Origin of the sequence: Micromonospora sp. NPDC049171, assembly GCF_040648275.1 — a bacterium.
GTDB lineage: Bacteria > Actinomycetota > Actinomycetes > Mycobacteriales > Micromonosporaceae > Micromonospora.
Genome location: NZ_JBEZDJ010000001.1, coordinates 82266 through 104916, shown reverse-complemented (window position 1 = coordinate 104916; position 22651 = coordinate 82266). Strand labels below are relative to the sequence as shown.

The following is a 22651-nucleotide window of genomic DNA, read 5'->3' as shown; positions in this document are numbered from 1 at the left end:
CCGGCGACGGCGGTGGCCACCCGAGGTCACCGGCGTGGTTGACGTGCTGAGGCCCCGCGCGGGCGGCAGACCAGACGGTGCAGGTCACGACCAGAATTCCTTGACACACGTCAATGTTAACGCCAACACTATGACGCAACCTGGACGCAACGCCACCGTCACGAATCCCGGCTCGCTCGCTCTTCGGCCCCGGCCCGACCCCGCCCGGTTCGCGGTCGCTGCTCGGGCGTTCGACCGGTCGACCCCGACGGGTCGGCTGGTACCGCCGTCCTGACCACCGGTCGCCCACGAACCTCACGGAGGACAGATGCCGCTGCCACTCCCCCACGCCGACCGCCGCACCCCCCGCCGCCTACGGTCGGTCGTGGCCGCGGTGTTGGTGGTGCTCGCCGTGTCGGCCGGCCTGCCAGCGGCGGGGCCGGCGCAGGCCGCACCGGCCGTCAACTACACGAACCCGCTGGTGAACCAACGGGCCGACCCGCACATCTTCCGGCACACCGACGGCTACTACTACCTGACCGCCACCGTGCCGCAGTACGACCGGATCGTGCTGCGACGGGCGACCACCCTGCAGGGGCTGGCGACGGCGGCGGAGTCGACGATCTGGAGCCGGCACACCAGCGGAGAGATGGGCGCCCACATCTGGGCACCGGAGATCCACTTCATCAACAACAGGTGGTACATCTACTTCGCCGCCGGCCGGGCCGACGACGTGTGGCGGATCCGGATGTACGCGTTGGAGAACGCCAGCGCCAACCCGCTCACCGGTTCGTGGACCGAACGCGGACGGATCACGACACCCTGGGACACCTTCAGCCTGGACGCCTCGACCTTCGTCGCGAACGGGGTGCGCTATCTGACCTGGGCGCAGCAGGAGCCGGGCATCTCCAACAACTCCAACGTCTACCTCGCCCGGATGGGTGCCAACCCCTGGCAGATCACGGGCACCGTGACCCGGCTCGTCGTGCCGACGTACGACTGGGAGACCCGCGGCTTCCGGGTCGCCGAGGGGCCGGCGGTGATCCAGCGCAACGGCCGCATCTTCCTGACCTACTCGGCCAGCGCCACCGACGCCAACTACTGCCTCGGGATGCTGAGCGCCTCCACCACCGCGAACCTGCTCGACGCCGGCTCCTGGAGCAAGAGCCCCAACCCGGTGTTCGTCAGCAACGCCGCCACCAGCCAGTACGGCCCCGGCCACAACTCGTTCACCGTCTCCGAGGATGGGCAGAGCGACATCCTGGTCTACCACGACCGCAACTACCGCGACATCAGCGGCGATCCGCTCAACGATCCGAACCGGCGGACCCGGCTGCAGAAGGTGTACTGGAACGCCGACGGCACCCCGAACTTCGGCATTCCGGTGCCTGACGGGGCCACCCCGGTCCGGCTACGTTCGCACGACCTGGCCACCAGCTACATCCGGCACTGGGAGTACCGGGCCCGGATCGAGCCGAACGTGACGAATCTGGCGGACTCGCAGTTCCGGATCGTCAACGGGCTCGCCGGCGGTGGGTCGGTGTCGCTGGAGTCGACGAACTTCCCCGGGTACTACCTGCGCCACCGGGGCTACGCCCTGTACGTCGAGAAGAACGACGGCTCGGCCCTCTTCGGCGGCGACGCGAGCTTCCGTCGCCAGTCCGGCCTCGCCGACAGCGCCGGGATCTCCCTGGAGTCCCACAACTTCCCCGGCCGACACGTGCGCCACCGCGGCGGCCTGCTCTACGTGGAGCCGGTGAGTTCGAGCGCCGACCGCGCCTCGGCCACCTTTCACCTGGAATAGTCGCCCGCCGGTTGCGAGGCGCGCCGTCGCCGACACCCGTCCGGGCTCGCCCGGAGCCGATCCAGCCCAGGAGGAGCGATGCCTTTCACCATCAGGACAAGACCGTCCGGCGGCGGATCGATCCGTGCGGGGCTGGTCCTCGCCATGATCACCACGCTGGTCGGCGCGGCCGCCGCCGTCGTGCTCGGCGCACCGCCGGCAGCGGCGGCGAGCATCGACACCAACGCCTACTACGTGCTGGTCAACAGATACAGCGGCAAGGTGCTCGACGTCCGGGACGCCTCGACGGCGGACGGCGCTGTGCTCCAGCAGTGGTCCCGCAACGACGGCGCGTGGCAGCAGTTCCAGTTCGTCCCCTCCGGCGGCGGCTACTACCGCCTCAAGGCTCGGCACAGCGGCAAGGTCGTCGACCTCTGGGAGTGGAACACCGCAGACGGCGCCGACTTCCGCCAGTGGTCCGATGTCAACGGCGCCAACCAGCAGTTCCAGGTCCTCGACTCCGACAGCGGCCACGTCCGGCTGATCAACCGCCACTCGGCCAAGGCACTCGAGGTCTGGGAGCGGTCCACCGCCGACGGCGGCCGGATCAGCCAGTACGCCGACGGCAACGGCCCGAACCAGCAGTGGCAGTTGGTGCCGATAGGCGGCGGGGGTACCGGGTGTGGCAGCGGGTCGAGCAACGCCGAGGCCGTGCTGAGCGGAGGCACCTGGACGGCCCGCAACGGCTCGTCGACTGTCTACTCGGGTTCGGACATGCTGTCGGCGATGCAGGCGGCGGTCAGCTCGCTCTCGGCCGGTCGTACGTCGAAGCAGCGGGTGGTGGTTCGCGGCTCCGGCTCGATGAGCGCGGGCTCCCGGTTGTCACTGCCGTCGTACACGACCCTGGCCGTCTGCGGCACGATCAACGTGACCGGGTCGGGCTCGGGTGACCAGGCACCCGTGTACTCACGGGGGACCACCGACGTCGAGGTGCAGAACCTCACGCTGACCGGGTCCCCGTTGTACGGGATCTTCATGCGCAACGTGAACAACCTGACCCTCGGGCAGATCGACATGCGGCTCTCCGCCGGCCTGGGCGTCCGCATCGACAACCACGGCGGTGACCGGGCGGTCAAGGTTCGCAACGTCCGCATCGACACCGTGTACGTTTCCGGAACCGGGACGCACGGGGTGGAGACCTACGGTGTGGACGGTCTGACGATCGGCACGGTCACGGCACGCAACACCCGGGACTCCGGCCTGCTGCTCAACGACACGATCAACGCCACGGTGGGCACTGTCGACGCGCAGGGCGCCGGGGCCGGCACCGGGTACGCCGCGTTCCGGATGGCCAACCGCAACGGTCGGGTGGGCAGTTCCTATCCGACGAACATCCGGGTCGGCACCGTGCTCGCGTCCGGGGGCGGTCGGGGGATCTTCTGCGTGTCCGAGTCCGGTGGCGCGGTCATCGACCGGGTGACGATCTCGAACACCGGCAACAACGCGATCCTGGTGGAGAACTGCTACAACGTGGTCATCGCCGGGGTGTCCGGGACGGTGACCGGCGGCGGTGAGGTGCGGATCGCGGCACGGACCGAGTTCCCGATCTCCTCTGGCATCCGGTTGCAGAACCTGACAGTCAGCGGCACCAACATCACCCAGAGCCCCTGCGGTGGGGCGAACAACACCATCAGCAACGTCACGCGGGTCAACTCGACGCTCACCTGGTGTTGAGCTGAGGGAGTGCGGCCGCCCGGGTTCGGGCGGCCGCGCTCGCTGCGCTCACCGACGGCGGCGGGCCATCCACTGCCAGATGTGGGTGCCGTTGAGGCTCGGGTCGTTGCGGGCCACGTAGATCCAGGACCAGTGGCCGGGGAACTGGTAGCCGTTCCAGACGACGTGGTCGTACAGGCTGATCAGCGATCCCGGGATGAGGTCGTGGGCGTGGATCGAGTTGGTCTCCGGTGGCACGGTGTCGTCGTCGCGCGAGGTGACCAGCCAGGTCGGGGTGTGGATCCTCGCCAGCTCCGCGTCGGTGATCAGCGGCGGGCCCTGCCCGTCGAGCGGCTCGACGACGCCGCAGATCGGCACCGACGCGGCGAACAGGTCGGGATAGGTGACTGTCATCTCCAGGGACATGTAGCCGCCGTTGCTGCAACCGACCACGTAGATCCGGTCGGGGTCGACGCGCTTTCGGCGGACCAGGTCCTGGATGATCTCGCGGATCAGCGGGGCGAAGCGGGGGCCGTCCTCCATCCAGTAGGAGGTGCTCTGCGGAGCCACGACGTACGCGCCGGAGAAGATCCGCTGCGCCTGCGCAGTGGCGAAGCCGAGCGCCCCCCGGTTGGCGCGCAGGGTGGTCTCGTTGTCGTAGTAGTCGTCGGGCAACGAGGCACCCTCGCCGGCGCCGTGCAGCCAGACGATCAGCGGCCGTCGACCGTGCCGGGGCGACTGGTCGGGGGAGTACAGCCGGTACTTCATACCCGAGCCCGAGACGTGGTGGGTGAAGGCGTCCACCTCGGGGTTCGACAGCCGTCCCTGCACGAAGCGCGTGATGGTGACCGGCGAGCCGTGGCGCCGGGCGATCGGGGCGTTCTGCGTGATGGTGTAGACGAGGTCCAGCCGGACGTTGCGGCCCTTGCTCAGGATGTAGCCGAGGGTGCCGCCGCCGGGTTGACCTTCGGCGTGGCTCAGCTCCAGCACGATGTTGCCGTGCCGGTCGAGGCGGGCCGCGGTCACCGTGCGGTCCAGGTCGTACTCGCTGAAGATCTGGTCGCCGGGAGCGATCGGGAGCGGGCTGGTGGCCTTGGCGTGCACGCTGAACGTGGCGGGGGTCAGCCCGGCCGGGTCGATCGGCCCGAGCCGGCGGGTGTCGAGGGTGACCGAGGTGATCTGTTCGCCGCCGTCGAGCGTTGTCGCGTCGAGGGTGAAGCCCACGGTGGTGGGATGGCGGCCACCGGCGTGGGCGGCGAGGCCGGGCAGGGCCAGGCCGATGGCGGCACCGGCCCCACCGGCCAGGACGGTGCGACGAGTGACAGGCGTGGACATGCGGCCCCCGTACGTTGCGACGTAGACATCCGTCGATGAGATCCCAACGTAACGCCGCCGAGATCCGCTGGCAACCGGCGCCGGCACGAGTGATCAGGGCGCTCCACGTCGTGGGAGCTGAAGACGCCCTGATCAGTCACGGAAGGAAGGTCGTCGCCCGGTCAGCCCAGGCGCTGGAACACGGAGAACGGGTAGACCCAGGCGGGGTTGAAGATGAGGCCCAGCCGGTGCAGGTAGCGCTGGCAGGTGCTCGGCTGCGCCGGGTCGGGGCAGAAGGTCACCCACAGCTCGGAGTAACCGTCCTTTTCGGTCGGGCTGTAGGTGACGACCTGGTCCCGCACGACGAACCGCATCGAGGTCAGTCGGGGGTCCTGCACGTCGTTGGGAAAGGAGAGGGAGGTGTCCAGGCCGTACAGCACGATCTCGTTGGCGAACAGGCAGACACTCGCCTGGAAGTACAACGTGTAGATGGTGGTGTAGGTGGCTGTCTCGTAGACCTGCTCGGAGACCTCCTCGCGGTAGCAGGGGGTGCCCGGCGGGAACGCGGGCGGCGTCGGCACCGGGATCGCGTTCGTCGTGATGTCACCTGTGGTGCGAGTCTTGCCGCCCGACGACGTCGCGCGCAGGCCGCCGTCGGCGCACGCCGCCTTCGTCGTGCAGACGGACGCGTCGGGCGCCGCCGAGGCGGCCGCCGCCGGGACGGCGAGGGTTGCCGCGAGCACGGTCAGGGCCGTGACCAGAGACTTGAGCTGTACGGGCACGTTACCTCCACTGGGTGCGGTCGGTGCGCTCTGCACGCGAGCAGGATCGCCGATCGGGCCGAGCCTCTGGCCGGAATCCCGTACACCGCCGTACATTGACGTACGTCAGCAGTCGAGTGTGGGGGGCCGGGCGCTGGATGCCACCGGGGCGCAGACGCTCGACGACCTGGCCGGGCTGTTGCGGGCGTTGCGGCGCAGGCACGCTCGCCAACTGGGCGGCGGTGAGCTGACCTACCGGGAGTTGGCCGCGCGCACCGGCTGGTCGCACACGGCGATCGCGGAATACCTCACCGGAAAGACGCTGCCGCCCACCGACCGGCTCGACGATCTGGCGCGACTGCTCGGCGCCACGCCAGCCGAGCAGGGCGCGCTGGCCACCGCCCGGGACCGGATCGACGAGAGCCGCCGCCGCGCGGCGCGCGCACCGGACCGGCTGGCGCCCCGGCAGTTACCCGCAGACGTGGCCAGGCTCGCCGGCCGCGACGACGAACTGGCCAGGCTCGACAAGCTCGCCACCGCGCCCACCGCCGTTGTGGTCGCCGCGATCTCGGGCACCGCCGGGGTGGGCAAGACCGCCCTGGCCGTGCACTGGGCCCACCGCGTCGCCGAACGGTTCGACGATGGTCAGCTCTACGTCAACCTGCGCGGCTTCGACCCGGGCGGGCAGGCTCTGAGCGCGGCGACGGCGCTGCGCGGCTTCCTGGACGCGCTCGCCGTACCGGCCGCGCGGGTGCCCGCCGAACTCGACGCCCAGGCCGCCCTGTACCGCAGTGTGCTGGCGGGCAGGCGGATCCTCATCGTGCTGGACAACGCGCGGGACGCCGAACAGGTCCGTCCGCTGCTGCCCGGCGCACCCGGCACGCTGGTACTGGTGACGAGCCGCAACCAGCTCACCTCTCTGGTCAGCCTCGACGGCGCGCACCCGCTCCCGCTCGGCCTGCTCACCCGGCAAGCGGCCAACGACCTGCTCACCAACCGGCTCGGTGCGCAGCGGGTGGCCGCCGAGCCGGAGGCCGCCGAGGCGATCATCACCGCCTGTGCCCGCCTGCCGTTGGCGTTGAGCATCGCCGCCGCCAGGGCCCAGCAGTCCGGCTTCCCGCTGGCCACCCTCGCGGGCGAGTTGGGCACCGCCGGTCAGCGCTTCGGCGTACTGGACGCGGGTGACGCCGTCGGCGAGGTGCGGGCGGTGTTCTCCTGGTCGTACACCTCGCTCACCGCACCAGCGGCCGGGCTGTTCCGGCTGCTGGGTCTGCACCCCGGCCCGGACATCACGGTGCCCGCGGCGGCCAGCCTGGCCGGTCTCACCGCGGCTGCGGCCCGCCGGTTGCTCACCGAACTGACCCGCGCCAACCTGCTCACCGAGTACCGGCCCGGGCGGTTCACCGCGCACGACCTGTTGCGGGCGTACGCCACCGAACTCGCCGACGACACCGATCCCGAGTCGGACCGCAGGGCCGCCACGACCCGGCTGCTCGACCACTACACCGACACCGCCCACGCCGCCGACGAACTGCTGCGCCCGAACGCCGACCCGGTGGACCACCTCAGGGCCGCGCCCGTGGCCGGCGTGCTCTCCGATCGGCCCACCACCCACGCCGAGGCGTTGGCCTGGCTGACGGCCGAACACCCGGTCCTGCTCGCCGTGCTGCGGCAGGCCGCCGGCGCCGGCTTCGACGTGCACGTGTGGCGGCTGGGGCGGGCTCTCGACACCTTCCTGGACCGGCAGGGGCACTGGCACGACCGCGTCGAGAGCTGCCGGGCGGCCCTGCTCGCCGCCGAGCGTCTCGGCGACGGAGTCGCGCAGGCTGTCGCGCACCGATTCCTCGCCGGCGCCCACACCGTGGTCGGTCACTATGCCGACGCGCACGACCACCTCGAACGCGCTCTGGCGCTGTACGTCCTTGGCGGGGACACCGAGGGCGAGGCGCGTACGCACCAGAATCTCGCCGCGCTGTGGGACCGGCAGGGCGAGCCGCGGAAGGCCCTCGCGCACTCGATGCGGACTCTCACCCTGGCCCGGGCCGCGGGCCACGACAGGGCCCAGGCCGACGCGCTCAACGCGGTCGGGTGGTGCCACGCCCAGCTCGGCGAGCACAGCTCGGCCCTGGCGTACTGCGAGCAGGCGCTCCAACTCCTCCAGCAGCTCGGCGACCACGCGGGCGAGGCGGCCACCTGGGACAGCCTCGGCTTCGCCCACCACCACCTCGGCCAGTACGACCAGGCCGTGCACTGTTACGAGCGCACGCTCGAACTGACTCGGGACCTCGGCGACCGCTGGGGCGAGGCGGACACCCTCAGCCGACTGGGCGACACCCGCGCCGCCCTCGGCGACCCCACCTCCGCTCGGGCCGACTGGCAACTGGCGCTGGACATCCTCACCGCCCTGAACCACCCGGACGCCGCCGCCGTCCGCGCGAAACTCGTACTCCCGTAAGCAGAGCCCACCCCACAGGAGAGGGACGGGGAGCGTCGAGTCGGGCCCGGCTGCCCCGGCGCGCGGTCCGGCCGTACGGCCGGCGCCACGGCCCGGGTTGCCGGGTCGACCGCCCGCACCCGCACCGCTATATTGAGTTCCATTATGGAACTTACTGCGTTCTGGCGTTGGTGGGTGGCCAGCACGACCAGCCACCTCGGCTCGGCGGTCGGCGGGGTGGCCCTGCCGCTGACCGCGCTTGTCGTGCTGGACGCGTCGGCGTTCGACATGGGACTGATCACGGCGGCCGGCTACCTCGCGTACCTCCTGATCAGTCTGCCGGCGGGGGTGATCGTGCAGCGCGTGCCGCTGCGCGGCATGCAGGTCGCCCTGGACCTGGTCCGGGCCCTCGCCATCGCGTCCGTCCCCCTGGCCTGGTGGTACGACGCCCTGACGGTGGCCCACCTGGTCGTGGTCGCCCTGGTCGTGAGCTTCGCCAACGTGCTGTTCGACGTGGCGAACCAGACGTTCCTGCCGGAGATCGTGCCGGCCGCCCAGTTGCAGGCACGCAACAGTCTCAACTCGGGCACCCATGCCGCCACCCAGTTGGGCGGGCCGTCCCTGGGCGGGCTCGCGGTGCAACTGGTGGGAGCGGTGCCCACGCTGCTCGTGGACGCCGTCAGCTATGTGGTCTCCGCGGTGCTGCTGCGCACCCTGCCGGCCCGGCAGGTGCGGCAACCGGACCAGCGGCCACCGATGGTCACGATGATCCGCGAGGGTTGGCACTACGTGCTGCGCCACCCGATCATCGGGCCGGCGATGTGGGACGCCACCGCGACGAACTTCGTCAACGGCGCCATGCTGGCTCTCGTCCCGTTCTACCTGGTCCGCGAGCTGCACGCGTCGCCGCTCCTGGTCGGGCTGTTACTCGCCGCCGACGGGCTCGGCACGCTCATCGGCGCCGCGCTGACCACGCGCTTCACCGACCGGTTCGGCACCGCACGTGGTCTGATCATCGCGGCCTTCGTCGGCGTGGTCGGCGCGCTCATGATCCCGCTGGGCACCGGCACCGCCGCCTACGTCGCCTTCGCCGTCGGGAATCTCGTCCTCGCCGGCTCCACGGTGGTGCTCAGCGTGACCACCCGCACGTACCGGATGCTCGCCAGTCCGCCGGAGCTTCTCTCGCGGGTGATCGCCACTGTCAAGTTCGTCTCCTGGGGCGCCATTCCGCTCGGCGGTCTGCTCGCCGGCGCCCTGGCCGGGCCGCTCGGCGCGCGCACGACCCTGCTGATCTTCGGCGCGCTCACCGTGCTCTCCCCGATCATCTATCTGTCGACCCCGATCCGCCGGATGCGCGACCTGCCGCTCGACCCCGCGCCGGCGCCCGCCGAAGCCCGGGTGTGATCCGCCGGCGCCCGCGTCCAGGGCGGAGGGGCACGCCAGCCACCGAGGCATCGACAGAAGGTGTAGCCCAGAGATTCCCGGGGCAAGAACTCGCGTATGGAGGGAACGGCAGAACGCGACGGGCAACCGCTCGGCCGGCGGCACCGTACCGGTGAATCGGGCCGGGCCGGGCTCGCGGCGCAACTGTCGGTGGCCTCCGTCTGATGCGGCTGCGGCACAGCCTTCCGGCGGCGGCGTTCGGGGCCGCGGCGCTCGGCGCGGCCCTGGGCACCAACCCCGCCCACGCCGACACGCCGCTACCGCTGCCGACGAGTCTCCAGCTGGTGGAGGTCAGCACCTCGCCGAGCACCATCACCGTGCGGGTGCCCGACCTCGTCGAGGTGCGGCTGTCCATCCCCCTGCCGTTGCCGACCGCACTCCCCCTGCCGTCCGCCGCTCCCCTGCCGTCGGCCGTCCCGCTGCCGGTCGATCCCTCCACCGTCGTACCGACGCGGCCGGCCCGCCCGTCGCCGTCGCCGCCGCGGGCCACGCCCACACCGTCGAACCCGGCCTCCACGGCGGCACGCGCCGCCTCGCGGTCGGCACCGGCGATGCCCGTGCCGGCGATGGTGTCCCCGGTCGTGCACGGCACCTCCGACGGCCGGACACCGGGTCGGGCGCGGGTGGCGACGGCCGCGGTCACCGACGAGCCGCCCCGGTCACCCGCCCGTCCCGCGTCGGGGCCACCGGCGCTCGTGCTGGCCCTCGCGTCGGCGCCCACCGGTGCCAGCACCGGCGGCACCGATCCACCCACGTCGCCAGCCGAGGCTGCCCCGCCCAGCGCGTCGCTGGGCCCAGGGCGCACCGTCACCGCCGTCGACAGGCGCGCTGCCGGCCGACCGGTGGAGCGGGGTCCCCCACCGCCACGACAACTCCTGATCACCCACTCGCGTCCACGACGTTGATCAGGAGAGGACCATGGAGATAGCCGTTATCTGGATTCCCGCCGACATCGAACCGGCGGAGCCCGCCGTCGCGACGTGTCTTGCGCACCTTCGCCGACACTCGTACCGATTCGCGGGAATACTGCGGGCATCGTGGGAGACCGTCGAGCAGGCCATGATCGACGGGGAGGTGGACGTCGTCGTCATCGCCGACCATGCCCACCTCCCGCCGGACCGGTCCCCCCGGATCGAGTTGGCCACCGCGACCGCCGCCGACGGGGACCGAACGGTTTCCTACCCGAAGCTCGGCTGACACGACGAAGCGCCCCGTCCGACCCGGACGGGGCGCTTCGTCGACTCTGGATCGAGGCGAGGGCGAGCAGGCGGCCGTCGGCGCGGCCGCCGCGTCTCAGGCCGCGACCGCCGCCCGGACGTCGTCGTCGGCGTCGCGCAGCCGGGCTGCGGCCTCCTCGGCGGTGCAGTTCGCGAGCAGCAGCACGATGGCCGTCTTGGCGTGCCCGTTCGCCGCCGCGAGCGCCCGCGCGGCGCTGTCGAGATCGGTGTCGGCGGCCTCGGCGACGATCCGACGTGCCCGGTCGACGAGCTTCTCGTTCGTGGCGTTCATGTCCACCATCAGGTTGCCGTAGACCTTGCCGAGCCGGGCCATCGTGGCGGTCGAGAGCATGTTGCAGACGAGCTTCTCGGCGGTGCCGGCCTTGAGCCGGGTGGAGCCGGTGAGCACCTCGGGGCCGGTGGGCACCTCGATGGCGACGTCGGCGTACCGGCTGATCACCGCATCGGAGTTGCAGGCCACCGAGACGGTCGACGCGCCGAGCGCGCGGGCGTGCTCCAGCCCGCCCACCACATAGGGCGTACGGCCGCTGGCGGCGAGCCCGACCACCGTGTCGCGGGCGGTCAGGCCGACCGCGTCGAGGTCGGCGACGGCACGGTTCGGGTCGTCCTCCGCGCCCTCGACGGCGACGCCGAAGGCGCGCGCTCCCCCGGCGAGCAGGCCGAGAACCCGGTCGGGCGACGTACCGAAGGTGGGTGGGATCTCGACGGCGTCGAGCATGCCGATCCGACCGCTGGTGCCGGCACCGACATAGATCAACCGCCCGCCCTGGCGCAACGATGCCACGACGACGTCGACGGCGGCCGCGATGTCCGGCACGGCCCGGCGGACCGCCTGGGCCACCGTCTGGTCCTCGTCGTTCATCGCGAGGAGCAGCTCGGTGGGGGACATCAGGTCGAGGTCGCTGGTCTTGTCGTTGCGGGTCTCGGTGCCGAGGGTGCTGAGGTCCACGGGGTTACTCGTTCCTCTCGCTGGTGTTCAGTCGCCGGTCGGACGACGGGCCGCGGCTCGTCGGGCGCCGCGTCCGCAACGCGCCGTTCCGACCGTGCCAGCCTGGACGGCACGGTGGATGTGGGCCGTTGCGCCGGGCCCCGCATCCCCCGTATCCGCAGGCCGGGACCACAGCGTAGCCAGCCCGGGCGGGGACTGGCAAAAAGTTTCGCGATACGCTAGACATGCGTCACTTATTGACAACTCCTGGTTGGGAGCGAGCCGTGCGTCAACTCGACCTTGTCGTGATCGTGCTGTACCTCGTGGTGATCGCCTATGTCGGACTACGCCTGTCCGGCAAACAGAAGTCCGCGAAGGACTACTTCGTGGGCGAGGGTCGGCTGCCGTGGTGGACCGTCTCGTTCTCCGTGGTCGCCACCGAGACCAGCGTCCTGACCGTGATCAGCGTCCCCGGTGGCGCCTACAGCGGGCAGGGGTTCGGCAACGTCGAGCTGGCCCTGGGTTACGTGATCGGTCGCGTGGTCGTGGCCGCGGTGCTCATCCCGCTCTACAAGCGGGGTGGCTTCGTGAGCGCCTACCAGTACCTCGGTGAGCGGTTCGGCCTCAAACTCCAGGGTCTGGCGTCCGTCACGTTCGTCTTCACCCGCCTGCTCGCCGAGGGCGTACGGCTGTTCGCCTCGGCCATCCCCATCAAGCTGCTCCTCGACGAGTTTGGGCTGAATGTCGGCTATCAGGCGATCATCATCGTCCTGACCCTGATCACGGTGATCTACACCTACCTCGGCGGCATCAAGGCGGTCATCTGGACCGACGCCATCCAGATGGGGCTCTACCTGGGCGGGGCGATCCTGGCCATCGCGGTGCTCAGCCACGCCGTCGGCTTCGACGGCTACTCGCAGGCGCTGGACGCCGGCAAGTTCCAGCTCTTCGACACCAACCTCGACCTCGCGCACGTGCTCACCAGCCCGTTCGCCCTGCCGACCGCGATCATCGGTGGTGCGATCTTCGCGATGGCCAGCCACGGCTCGGACCAGCTGATCGTCCAGCGCATCCTGTCCACCCGCACGCTGCGCGAGGGACAGCAGGCGATGATCTCCTCGGGCATCTTCGTGGTCATCCAGTTCGCGGCGTTCTCCCTGGTCGGCGCGCTGCTGTGGTCGTACAACAAGGGTCAGACCTTCAAGGAACTCGGCCTGAACAGCAGCGACAACCTCTACCCGAGCTTCATCCTGCACGCCCTGCCGGTGGGCATCTCGGGTCTGCTGGTCGCCGGCATCCTCGGCGCCGCGATGGGGTCGCTGTCGTCGGCGCTGAACTCGATGTCGAACTCCACGGTCGCCGACTTCATCCACAGCTTCTTCCGCAAGGTGCCCTCCGACGACGCGATGCTGCGGCTCGCCCGGGTGATGACCCTGGTCTGGGCGGTGCTGATGGCGGCCTTCGCCTGCGCGTTCAGCTCCAGCACCGGCAACGTCTACCTGACCGGTCTGACCATCGCCGGCTACACCTACGGGGCGCTGCTCGGGGCGTTCCTGCTCGGCCGCCTGGTCAGCCGGGCCAACCAGGTCGACGCCTTCGTCGCCTTCCTGGTCACCGTGGCGGTGATGACCTACATCGTCCGCTACGTCAAGATCGACATCACGACGGCCGGGCACACCGTCCCCACCGCCATCGCCGCGCAGTGGCTGGTGCCGATCGGAGTCCTGATCACCCTGCTGGTCGGCGCGGTGTCGAGCCGGTTCCACGCGGCCCCGGCAGCGCCCTACGACCACCGGCGCGGCGACGACGCCGACGACCCGGCGGCAGAGCCCGCCGGCCGGGCGTGAAGGAGACCGTGATGCGTGTCATCGGCCTGATGTCCGGCACCTCCTACGACGGCATCGAAGCCGCCGCCGCCGAGTTCGACAGCAGCGGCGACACCCTGCGGATGCGGCCACTGGGCCGGCTCAGCCACCCGTACCCCGACGAACTGCGCACCCGGATCGCCGCCGCCCTGCCGCCCGCGCCGACCACCACCGAGGCGATCACGGTGTTGGACACCGGCATCGGTCAGGCCTTCGCCGAGGCCGGCGCGCGGGCGCTCGCCCAACTGTGCGACGGAGACGCCGACCTGGTCGTGTCGCACGGGCAGACCATGCACCACTGGGTCGACGGTGGGGTGGTCCGGGGCACCCTGCAACTGGGCCAGCCGGCCTGGATCGCGGAGGCCACCGGTCTCCCGGTCGTGGCCGACCTGCGCTCCCGCGACGTCGCCGCGGGCGGCCAGGGCGCTCCCCTGGTCGCCCTGTTCGACACGCTGCTGCTGCGGGGCCTGCCCGGCGTCCCCGCCGCGCTGAACCTGGGCGGCATCGCCAACATCACAGTCGTCGCGCCGGACGCGGACCCGCTCGCGTACGACACCGGGCCGGCCAACGCGCTCCTCGACGCCGCCGTGCGGCACTTCAGCGGCGGCACCGAGGAGTACGACCGGGACGGGCGCGGGGCGGCGGCCGGGCAGGTGGACCAGGCCCTGCTGCGGCGGCTGCTCGATGAGCCGTACTACCGGCAGCCCGGCCCGAAGAGCACCGGCAAGGAGCTGTTCCACCTGCCGTACCTGCTCGCCGCCCTCGCCGACGCGCCGACGCCAGACCCGCAGGACGTGCTGGCCACGCTCACCCGGCTGACGGCGGTCACGGTGGCCGACGCCTGCCGCGAGCACGGCGTCACCCGACTCGTCGTCTCCGGCGGCGGCGCACACAACCCGACACTGCTGCGCATGCTCGCCGAGGAGTTGCCGGGCGTCGACCTGTCGTCCAGCGACGACCTGGGTGTGGCGTCGGACGCCAAGGAGGCGCTGGCCTTCGCGCTGCTGGGCTACCTGACCGTGCACGGGCTGCCGGGCACCCTGCCCTCGGGCACCGGCGCGCGGCACGCCTCGGTGCTCGGCAGCATCACCCCCGGTCGCCAACCGCTGCGGCTGCCGGCACCCGTCGACACCGCTCCGGACCGGTTGCTGATCGCCGCCGACTGACCACCCTCCCGGGAGGACCCGCCATGAGCACCGTCGTACCCGCGCCGACCGCCGCCGGCGTCCGCGCCCGCGAGGTCACCGAGCTGCTGCGCTCACGCCTCGACGATCCGAGCCGGGCCAGCGGCGAGCTGCCCCGCAGGCTGGCGGCGGCGCACGACGCCTCGCCGTACCTGTTCGAGCCACAGGCCGTGGTGCGCGCCGCCTCGGCGGCCGAGGTGGGGGCGCTGATGGCGGGCGCCCGGGAGGCCGGCGTCCCGCTGACCCTGCGCGGCGGCGGCACCAGCCTCGCCGGGCAGGCCGGCGGCGCGGGCGTGCTCGTCGACGTGCGCACCGACTGGCGGCACGCCGAGGTGCTCGACGACGGCCGCCGCATCCGGCTCCAGCCGGGCCTGACGATCCGGCAGGCCAACGCCCGGCTGGCCCGCTACCGACGCCGGCTCGGCCCGGACCCGGCCAGCGAGGCCGCCTGCACGGTCGGTGGCATGGTCGCCAACAACTCCAGCGGGATGACCTGCGGCACCACCGACAACGCGTACCGCACCATGGAGTCGCTGCGCTTCGTGCTGCCGTCCGGCACCGTCGTCGACTCCGGCGCGCGCGACGCCGACGACCGGCTGCGGGCCGACGAGCCGGAGCTGCACGCCGGGCTGCTGCGGCTGCGCGACCGGGTGCGCGCCACACCGGGGTCGCGCGCCACGATCGAGCGGCTGTTCGCGATGAAGAACACCATGGGGTACGGGCTGAACTCCCTGCTCGACCACGACAGCCCGGCCGACATGCTCGCCCACCTGATGATCGGCAGCGAAGGCACGCTCGGCTTCGTGGCCGAGGCCGTCTTCCGGACCGTCGAGATCCACCAGCACGCCGCCACCGGCCTGCTGATCCTGCCCGGCCTCAGCGCCGCCACCGACGCGTTGCCCGCCCTGCTCGCCGCCGGTGCGCGCACCGCCGAACTGCTCGACGCGGCCGCGCTGCGGGTCAGCCAGCGCGACCCGGACGCCAGCGCGGCCCTGCGGGGCCTGACGGTCACCGGGCACGCCGCGCTGCTCGTGGAGTTCACCGAGGACAGCGCGGAGCGGCTGGCCGCGACGCTTGCCGACGCCCGGGGTGTGCTCGACCGGCTGCCCGCCGTCACCGGCACCGAACTGACCCGCGACCCGCGCGAACGGGCCAAGCTCTGGCACCTGCGCAAGGGCCTCTACACGGCGGTCGCCGGGGCCCGCCCGCCCGGCACCACGGCCCTGCTGGAGGACATCGCGGTGCCGATGCCGCGCCTGACCGGCACCTGCGACGGGCTGATCGACCTGTTCGACAGGCACGGCTACCCGGACGCGGTGATCTTCGGGCACGCCCGCGACGGCAACCTGCACTTCATGCTGACCCAGTCCTTCGACACACCCGCCGAGATCGACCGCTACGCCCGGTTCACCGAGGACATGGTCGACCTCGTGCTCGCCGAGGGGGGCACCCTCAAGGCCGAGCACGGCACCGGCCGGGCGATGGCACCCTTCGTCCGCCGCCAGTACGGCGACGACCTGTACGACGTGATGCGCGACCTCAAGCGGCTGTGCGACCCGAGTGGCCTGCTCAACCCGGGTGTGCTGCTCAACGACGACCCGACCGTGCACCTGCGGCAGCTCAAGGCCGTCCCGACGGTCGACCCCGAGCTGGACGCCTGCGTCGAGTGCGGCTACTGCGAGCCGGTCTGCCCCACCGCCGACGTCACCACCACACCCCGGCAGCGCATCGTCCTGCAACGACAGATCGCCCTCGCCACCGCCGCCGGGGACGAGGAGCGCCGCCGCGAGCTGACCGCCGACTACGCGTACGCCGCGGTGGACAGCTGCGCCGCGGACAGCCTCTGCGTCACCGCCTGCCCGGTCGGCATCGACACCGGCGCGGCCATGAAGCGGCTGCGCGCCGAACGGCACAGCCCTGCCGCCCAGCGCACCGCCCGCGGTGTCGCCCGGCACTGGAAGGGCGCTGTGGCCGGCGTCCGGGTCGGGCTGACCGCCGCACACGCCGTGCCGACGCCGCTGACCCGGGCCGCCACCGGGGTGATCCGTGGACTCGGCGCCACCGAACTCGTACCCCGGTGGAGCGACGACATGCCGCGCGCCGGCGCTCCCCGCCCCCGACCCCGCAGCGCGCCGGACGCCCGGGCGGTGTTCTTCGCGGCCTGCGTGGGCAGCCTCTTCGCGCCGGACGACGGCCCGTCCGGCGGTGCGGCGGCGGCGTTCCTGCGCCTGTGCGAGCTGGCCGGCGTGCCGGTCGTCGTGCCGGCCGCCACGGCGGGCCTGTGCTGCGGCACGCCGTGGCAGTCCAAGGGCTACCCCGCCGGTCACCGCGAGATGGCCGAGCGGACCCTGGCCGCGCTGTGGGAGGCCAGCGACGAGGGTCGCCTGCCCGTCGTGTGCGACGCGTCGTCCTGCACACACGGGCTGACCCAGCTGACCGCCGCGCTGGCCGAGGAGGACCGGGCACGGTACGACGCCCTGCGCTTCGTCGACAGCGTGACCTTCACCGCCGAGCACCTCCTGCCGGCGCTGCCGCAGCCCCGACGGCTGGGCTCGCTGGCCCTGCACCCCACCTGCTCCACGGTGCACCTGGGCGGCAGTGACGACCTGCGCACGGTGGCCGAGGCGGTCGCCGACACGGTGACCGTGCCGGACAGTTGGGGGTGCTGCGCCTTCGCCGGTGACCGGGGGCTGCTGCATCCCGAGGTCACCGCCGGCGCCACCGCCGCCCAGGCCGCCGAGGTCAACGAGCGCGACCACGACGCGTATGCCTCCTGCAACCGCACCTGCGAGATGGGCATGAGCCGGGCCACCGGACAGTCGTACCGGCACGTGCTCCAGGTCCTCGTCGAGGCGGTCGAACCGCAGGCGTAGCCGGGTTGGCGGTGGTCAGCGGAGCAGGCCCTGGCCGCGGTACCACGCCACCGCGCTGGCCAGGCCCTCCGGCAGGCGGTACGCGGGGGTGAAGCCGAGGTCCGTCCGGGCCCGATCGGTGGCGCACGTCCACGCCAACTGGCGGATCTCGTGCGCGCGGTCCCGGTTCATCGTCAGTGCCGGGCCGCGCCGGACCGGGCTCAGGTCGCACAGCCAGCCGGTCGCGTGCACGAGCGGGCCCGGCACCGGGATGAGGCGCGGGCGGGGGCGGCCGATCGCGGTGGCGAGTTCGCGGCAGAAGTCGCTCCAGCCGTACACCTGGCCGTCGCTGATGAGGTACACGCCCGCGGCACCGCCGTCCGGGGGCAGCGTCTCGCCCCGGACGACGGCCGCGATCAGGGCGGCGCACAGGTCGTCCACGTGGACGAACGAGTACTCGCGTTCCGGGCGGGTGGGGCGCAGCTGGGCGCCCAGGCGGGCCATCGGCAGGAAGGACGGCAGGAAGTCGTGGTCGCCCGGGCCGTAGACGATGGTCGGGCGCAGGACCACTGTGGGCACACCGGCGGCGCGGGCGATCTCCTCGGCGGCGAGCTTGCTGCGGCCGTACGCGGAGACCGGCGCGACAGGCGTGCCCTCGTCGCGGGGCCGGCCGGGCCGCGACGGGCCGGCGGCGGCCAGGGACGAGCACAGCACCAGCCGAGGGGTCGGGTCGGCGGCGGCGACGGCGGCGACCAGCCGGCCGGTGGACTCGGTGTTTCCACGCCGGAAGGCCCCCGGACGGCGGGCCTTCACCTGGCCGGCCAGGTGCACGACGGTGTCGACGCCGGCGACGGCCGCCGGCACGCCCGCACCGGTGTCGAGGTCCGCCACGGCCCAGCGCAGCCCGGGGATGCCGGCCAGGGCCGTCCGGTCGGAGGTCGGGCGGACCATCGCCACGACGGTGCACCCCAGCTCCGCCAGCCGCCGCACGAGCCGGACGCCGATGAAGCCGGTCGCACCGGTGACCAGGATGGTGCGCGAATCGATGCCGGGCCAGGGGTGCCCCTCGGTGCTCGTCATCGCCGCTCGGCACGTTGCAGGGCGCTGGTGAGCGGCGCCGGGAGCGCGTCCGGTGCGGGTCTGACCGCCGCGTCGCGGAACACCTCCAGCAGCAGGTGGGTGGTGAGGACGGCCATGCTGGCCCACTCGGCGACCGTGCCCTCCCAGGTGCGGCCGGCTCCCCGCAGCGCGGCCTGGTGCAGGGCGGTCACCTGCGCCGGGTCGAAGAGCCCGTGGGCGCGTACCGCCGCCGGCCCGAGATACGTCGCCGCGAGTTCCTCGCCCGGGCCGGTCAGATACCAGGGCGTGATGGGCGTGAAGAACGGTTTCTTGCGGCGGCGTCGGATCGGTGCCGGGACCACGTCGCGCAGGGCCTGCTTGAGGATGTGCTTCTCGCTGGTGCCGCGCATGAGCACCCGAGGATCCAGCCGTGCCGACAGGTCCAGCAGCGCCCGGTCCATGAACGGCACGCGTACCTCGACGCCGTTGGCCATGGACAGCCGGTCGCTGAGCACGAGGACCCAACTGGGCAGGCGGGTCTGGTACTCGTAGTGCAACGAGCGGTGCAGCGCCGTGTGCGTCGGCGGGGCCGGCAGCGGCGACGGGGCGAGAGCGCCGCTGGACGGTCGCAGCAGCGCGGGCGCGACCGCGTCCATCGCCGACCACAGGTAGAACCAGGCGGGTGCGCCACCGCCGAAGCGATCCGCGGTGGCCGCGAGCCGTCCCGGCACGGCGGTCAGGTGGGCGGCGGTGCCGGTGGGTGCGCCGTTGCGGGCGAGCACCCCGGCCAGGATCAGCCGGCGCAGCGGGTCCAGGCCCGCCCGGGTCAGCCGGCCGAGCCGCTGCTCCAGCCGCTGGAGTACGTACCAGGAGTAGCCGCCGAGCAGTTCGTCGGCGCCGTCGCCGGTCAGCGCGACCTTGGCGCCCCGCTCGGCGGCGATCCGGGTCACCTCCAGAAACGGGGTGGCCACGCCGAACCACTGCGGCGCCTCCAGGTGCCACAGTGTCTTCGCCAGGTGCTCGCACGCCTGCGCGCCGCCGAACTCGATCTCGACGTTGTCGACAGCCAGTGCCTTCGCGGCGAGCCGCGAGTAGCGGCCCTCGTCGAGGTCCGAGCCGGGCAGTCGGATACTGGCGGTCCGTACCGGTGTGCCGAGAACGGCCGAGATCGTCGCGACGACGGCGGTGCTGTCCAGACCGCCGCTCAGCGTCGCGCCGAAGCCGACCTCGTCCGGCAGCCGCTTACGGACCGCCTCGACGAGCGCCGAGCGGAACTGCTCGACGGCCGCCCGCCCGCGCAGCAGGTCGTGCGGGTCACCGACCAGCGGGGTGAAGTACCGGCGCAGGACGACCGCCTGCTCGTCGGCCACCAGCAGGTGCCCGGGCGGCAGGTCGTGGATATCGGCCCAGAAGGTGCCCGGCGCGGTCGGCTGGCCGTAGCCGAAGACGTCGCGCAGCCCCTGCGGGTCGACGCGCGCCGCGCACAGCCCGGACGCGAACAGGGCCTTCACCTCGCTGGCGAACTGAAGCCGGCCACCGTCCACGTGGTAATACAACGGTTTGACACCCACCGGATCCCGGGCGAGCGTGAGCCGACGAAGGCGGGCGTCCCACAACGCGATGGCGAAGTCCCCGTCGAGGTGGTCGACGAAGGCGAGACCGTGCTCCTCGTAGAGGTGAGCGATCACCGCGCCGTCGCTGCCGCTGGTGAACGTGTGACCGCGCGCGACGAGCCGGGCCCGGAGCGCCCGGTGGTTGTAGATCTCGCCGTTGAAGATGACCTGGATGTCCCCGCGCTCGTCGCTCAGTGGTTGCTGCCCACCGGCCACGTCGACGATCGCGAGTCGCCGGTACGCCAGCCCGATCCCCGGGCCCACGAAGTAGCCCTCACCGTCGGGGCCGCGATGCGCCAGCGAATGCGCCATCCGGGCCAGCCGGTGCGGCTCGACAGCCGCGACGAGATCGAGGATGCCCGCGACACCACACATACGCGCCCCCTTCAGATGCGGTACAGCGCGGCGCCGATCTCCATGCCGGTGCTCGCGCCGACGACCACCACCAGTTCGCCTGGCGACACGCCGCCACCGGCGGACACGGCGCGCAGGCCGATCGGCAGGGCCGAGGTGAACAGGTCGGTGCCGTCCCAGGCGGGCGGCAGCGTGGTCAGCCGCGGACCGAGCACCGGCCAGGTGTCGCGCAGCCGGCGTGCGACCGGCGGTGGCAGCCAGGGCGGTACGACCGCGCGGATCGCGTCGGGTCGCACCCGCAGGCGGTCCAGCAACTCGGCGACGACCACGGGCAGGTGCTCGGCGTACGCGGCGGCGGGCTCGGTTCGGTCGGTGGCGCGGATGAAGCTGTGCCCGCCGTCCTGCATCACCCAGGCGCCCCGGTCCGGGGCGGGCGTCGCGACGGAGCGGCTGTGGAAGCCGAGGAAGCCGCTGGCCCGGTCGGGGTCGAGGCGCAGCAGCACCGCCGAGCCGCACCTGGCCACCGCGGGCCCGACCGCGCCGGGTTCGCGTTGCTCGACCTCGGAGGCGACCACGACGGCGGTGTCCGCCTTGCCGGCCCGGATGAGTTCGGCGGCGATCCGGCAGCCGTCGAGCATGCCCAGCGCGCCGTTGGCGACGTCGAAGGCGAGGATCTCGCCGGTGGCGGCGGTGCTGCCGTCGAAGCCCAGCTCCCCCGCGGCGATCGCGGCGATCGCCGGCTCGGCGATCATGCCGGTGCGGTACACGCCCACGTGGATGAGCAGGTCGACGCCGGAGGCGCGGACGCCCGCCCGGCGCAGGCAGTCGCCGGTGGCGGCACCGATGAGCTGAAGCGTCGTCGCGCCGGCCCCGGGTTGGGCCGCTGCTGCGGCTGCGGGGTGGGGGTCGGCTGCGGGGTGGGCTGCGGCTGCGGGGTGGGGTGCGGCCGCGGCTGTGGGGTCGGCGAGGCCGATCGCGACGGCGCGCACCGGGTGCCGCCACGATGCCGGGCGGCGGGGCGGCGGCGCGGTACGCGATGACCGGGCCCCCCGGGCGAGCCGGTCGGGCAGCCCGTCCAGCCGGTACGCGGCGGTGCCGACGTTGACTCCGGACGCGGCGACCTCGAACAGCACCCGGTCGCCGGTCCGGATCCGCCCGTCGAGGCTCGCGTCGCGCAGCGCGACCGTGTGCGTCGTGGTCGCGGTGTTGCCACGCCTCGGCAGGTTGTTGATGACGTCCCGTTCGTCCAGGACCACCCCGCCGAAGACCTTGTTCGTCCGGCGCACGGCGGCCTGGATCGCCAGCGTCGACGTCTGGTGCGGGATGAACCGGTCGAAGTCCGTCGGCGACAGGCCCATCGCGCCGAGGGTCTGCTGGGTGTGCGCCACCATCTCCCGGATGCCGGCGGCCGCCAGACCCATCATGTCGGTCTTCATGATCACGCCGCCGTGCGGCCGGTCGGTCGGCCCGGCCACGCAGAGGGTGTGGTATCGCCCGACGGTGCGGATGCCGATGTGGTCGAAGCCCCCCGACCCGTCGTCGGCCCGGGTCAGCAGGACGGCCGCACCGGCATCGCCGAGCGTCAGGCAGGCGATGCGGGCGTCGAGCTCGTCGGCGATCTCCAGCTGGGCGGTACGCATGAGATGGGAGATGTACTCCCCGCTGACGATCAGCGCCGAACCGATCTCGCCGGCGCGGATGAGCGCGTCGGCGATGTAGATGCCGGTGAACTGACCGGCACACGCGTTCGTCACGTCGAACGCCCACGCCCGTTCGCAGCCGAGCCGGTGGCGCAGGTGGGTGGCTGCCGACGGCTCGTAGGTCGACCGTTGCGGGCTGTCGACCCGCGAGATGCTCGCACTGATCAGCAGGTCGACGTCGCCGAGCCCGATGGACGAGCGGGAGACGCAGTCCTCGGCGGCCCGGGTGGCCAGGTCGAGGGCGTACTCGACGTCGCCGGCGACGCGCCGCGACACGATGCCGGTGGTCTGCTCCAGCGGCAGTGCCAGCCGGCTCCGGCAGCCGTCGAGCACCTCGCGGGTGGTCATGACCCGGTCGGGCAGTGCGACGCCGATGCTGTCGATGACGCTGCCGGCTCCCGCCGGGGCGGCCTGGATGCTCACCCCTCGAC

The 22651-nt window shown here is 72.5% G+C and carries 15 protein-coding genes; 9 read left to right on the top strand and 6 right to left on the bottom strand.

Annotated elements, in window-relative coordinates; all coding sequences use genetic code 11:
- The first annotated feature begins 307 nt into the window (after window positions 1-307).
- Window positions 308-1783 (top strand): family 43 glycosylhydrolase, encoded by a 1476-nt coding sequence (locus AB0B14_RS00335; RefSeq protein ID WP_357520287.1) that lies wholly within the window; start codon window positions 308-310, stop codon window positions 1781-1783.
- Between the two features lie 144 nt (window positions 1784-1927).
- The gene (locus AB0B14_RS00330) at window positions 1928-3496 is read left to right on the top strand and encodes an RICIN domain-containing protein (protein ID WP_357520869.1); all 1569 of its coding nucleotides are present in this window, start codon (window positions 1928-1930) and stop codon (window positions 3494-3496) included.
- A 48-nt stretch (window positions 3497-3544) separates the two neighbouring features.
- Here AB0B14_RS00330 and AB0B14_RS00325 read toward each other — a convergent pair whose 3' ends face one another.
- Together AB0B14_RS00325 and AB0B14_RS00320 are read right to left on the bottom strand one after the other, a co-directional pair.
- Window positions 3545-4810: a PHB depolymerase family esterase gene (locus AB0B14_RS00325; protein WP_357520285.1), complete on the bottom strand. Its 1266-nt coding sequence runs from the start codon at window positions 4808-4810 to the stop codon at window positions 3545-3547.
- A gap of 161 nt (window positions 4811-4971) precedes the next feature.
- The gene (locus AB0B14_RS00320) at window positions 4972-5571 is read right to left on the bottom strand and encodes a hypothetical protein (RefSeq protein WP_357075095.1); all 600 of its coding nucleotides are present in this window, start codon (window positions 5569-5571) and stop codon (window positions 4972-4974) included.
- Between the two features lie 118 nt (window positions 5572-5689).
- Between AB0B14_RS00320 and AB0B14_RS00315 the strand changes: the two genes are divergently transcribed.
- The 4 genes from AB0B14_RS00315 (at window position 5690) to AB0B14_RS00300 (ending at window position 10624) form a co-directional block, all read left to right on the top strand.
- On the top strand, window positions 5690-8005 hold the full coding sequence (locus AB0B14_RS00315) for a tetratricopeptide repeat protein (protein WP_357520283.1): 2316 nt from the start codon (window positions 5690-5692) through the stop codon (window positions 8003-8005).
- A 144-nt stretch (window positions 8006-8149) separates the two neighbouring features.
- Window positions 8150-9388, top strand: coding sequence for an MFS transporter (locus tag AB0B14_RS00310; RefSeq protein WP_357520281.1), 1239 nt, complete (start codon window positions 8150-8152; stop codon window positions 9386-9388).
- Window positions 9389-9591: 203 nt separating this feature from the next.
- Window positions 9592-10332, top strand: coding sequence for a hypothetical protein (locus AB0B14_RS00305; RefSeq protein ID WP_357520279.1), 741 nt, complete (start codon window positions 9592-9594; stop codon window positions 10330-10332).
- Window positions 10333-10345: 13 nt separating this feature from the next.
- Window positions 10346-10624 (top strand): hypothetical protein, encoded by a 279-nt coding sequence (locus AB0B14_RS00300; protein WP_357075106.1) that lies wholly within the window; start codon window positions 10346-10348, stop codon window positions 10622-10624.
- Between the two features lie 96 nt (window positions 10625-10720).
- On the opposite strand, the gene murQ is transcribed toward AB0B14_RS00300, so the two are convergent.
- Window positions 10721-11614 carry an N-acetylmuramic acid 6-phosphate etherase gene (gene murQ / locus AB0B14_RS00295; RefSeq protein WP_357075109.1) on the bottom strand — a complete coding sequence of 298 codons (894 nt, stop codon included), beginning with the start codon at window positions 11612-11614 and terminating at the stop codon, window positions 10721-10723.
- 263 nt (window positions 11615-11877) lie between these two features.
- Between murQ and AB0B14_RS00290 the strand changes: the two genes are divergently transcribed.
- From AB0B14_RS00290 to AB0B14_RS00280, 3 genes are read left to right on the top strand one after another with little or no spacing between them, the layout of a single operon-like run.
- On the top strand, window positions 11878-13440 hold the full coding sequence (locus AB0B14_RS00290; RefSeq protein ID WP_357520276.1) for a sodium:solute symporter: 1563 nt from the start codon (window positions 11878-11880) through the stop codon (window positions 13438-13440).
- A gap of 11 nt (window positions 13441-13451) precedes the next feature.
- The gene (locus AB0B14_RS00285) at window positions 13452-14624 is read left to right on the top strand and encodes an anhydro-N-acetylmuramic acid kinase (RefSeq protein ID WP_357075114.1); all 1173 of its coding nucleotides are present in this window, start codon (window positions 13452-13454) and stop codon (window positions 14622-14624) included.
- A 23-nt stretch (window positions 14625-14647) separates the two neighbouring features.
- Window positions 14648-17515: an FAD-binding and (Fe-S)-binding domain-containing protein gene (locus AB0B14_RS00280; protein WP_357075117.1), complete on the top strand. Its 2868-nt coding sequence runs from the start codon at window positions 14648-14650 to the stop codon at window positions 17513-17515.
- A 15-nt stretch (window positions 17516-17530) separates the two neighbouring features.
- On the opposite strand, the gene AB0B14_RS00275 is transcribed toward AB0B14_RS00280, so the two are convergent.
- Genes AB0B14_RS00275 through AB0B14_RS00265 form a run of 3 tightly spaced genes read right to left on the bottom strand, consistent with a single transcriptional unit; the run spans window position 17531 to window position 22643 of the window.
- On the bottom strand, window positions 17531-18574 hold the full coding sequence (locus AB0B14_RS00275; protein WP_357075120.1) for an NAD-dependent epimerase/dehydratase family protein: 1044 nt from the start codon (window positions 18572-18574) through the stop codon (window positions 17531-17533).
- Window positions 18571-20541 carry an asparagine synthase (glutamine-hydrolyzing) gene (asnB, locus tag AB0B14_RS00270; RefSeq protein WP_357520274.1) on the bottom strand — a complete coding sequence of 657 codons (1971 nt, stop codon included), beginning with the start codon at window positions 20539-20541 and terminating at the stop codon, window positions 18571-18573. Before asnB ends, AB0B14_RS00275 begins: the two co-directional genes overlap by 4 nt.
- A gap of 11 nt (window positions 20542-20552) precedes the next feature.
- Entirely contained in the window at window positions 20553-22643 is a 2091-nt protein-coding gene (locus AB0B14_RS00265; protein ID WP_357520272.1) for a 3-oxoacyl-[acyl-carrier-protein] synthase III C-terminal domain-containing protein, read from the bottom strand.
- Window positions 22644-22651: the final 8 nt, after the last annotated feature.

Excerpts from the sequence above, each read along its gene's own strand:
- AB0B14_RS00335 (WP_357520287.1), top strand. The coding sequence starts at position 308 with ATGCCGCTGCCACTCCCCCACGCCGACCGCCGCACCCCCCGCCGCCTA.
- AB0B14_RS00330 (WP_357520869.1), top strand. The coding sequence starts at position 1,928 with ATGATCACCACGCTGGTCGGCGCGGCCGCCGCCGTCGTGCTCGGCGCA.
- AB0B14_RS00325 (WP_357520285.1), bottom strand. The coding sequence starts at position 4,810 with ATGTCCACGCCTGTCACTCGTCGCACCGTCCTGGCCGGTGGGGCCGGT.
- AB0B14_RS00310 (WP_357520281.1), top strand. The coding sequence starts at position 8,150 with ATGGAACTTACTGCGTTCTGGCGTTGGTGGGTGGCCAGCACGACCAGC.
- AB0B14_RS00305 (WP_357520279.1), top strand. The coding sequence starts at position 9,592 with ATGCGGCTGCGGCACAGCCTTCCGGCGGCGGCGTTCGGGGCCGCGGCG.
- AB0B14_RS00300 (WP_357075106.1), top strand. The coding sequence starts at position 10,346 with ATGGAGATAGCCGTTATCTGGATTCCCGCCGACATCGAACCGGCGGAG.
- AB0B14_RS00285 (WP_357075114.1), top strand. The coding sequence starts at position 13,452 with ATGCGTGTCATCGGCCTGATGTCCGGCACCTCCTACGACGGCATCGAA.
- AB0B14_RS00280 (WP_357075117.1), top strand. The coding sequence starts at position 14,648 with ATGAGCACCGTCGTACCCGCGCCGACCGCCGCCGGCGTCCGCGCCCGC.
- AB0B14_RS00275 (WP_357075120.1), bottom strand. The coding sequence starts at position 18,574 with ATGACGAGCACCGAGGGGCACCCCTGGCCCGGCATCGATTCGCGCACC.
- asnB (WP_357520274.1), bottom strand. The coding sequence starts at position 20,541 with ATGTGTGGTGTCGCGGGCATCCTCGATCTCGTCGCGGCTGTCGAGCCG.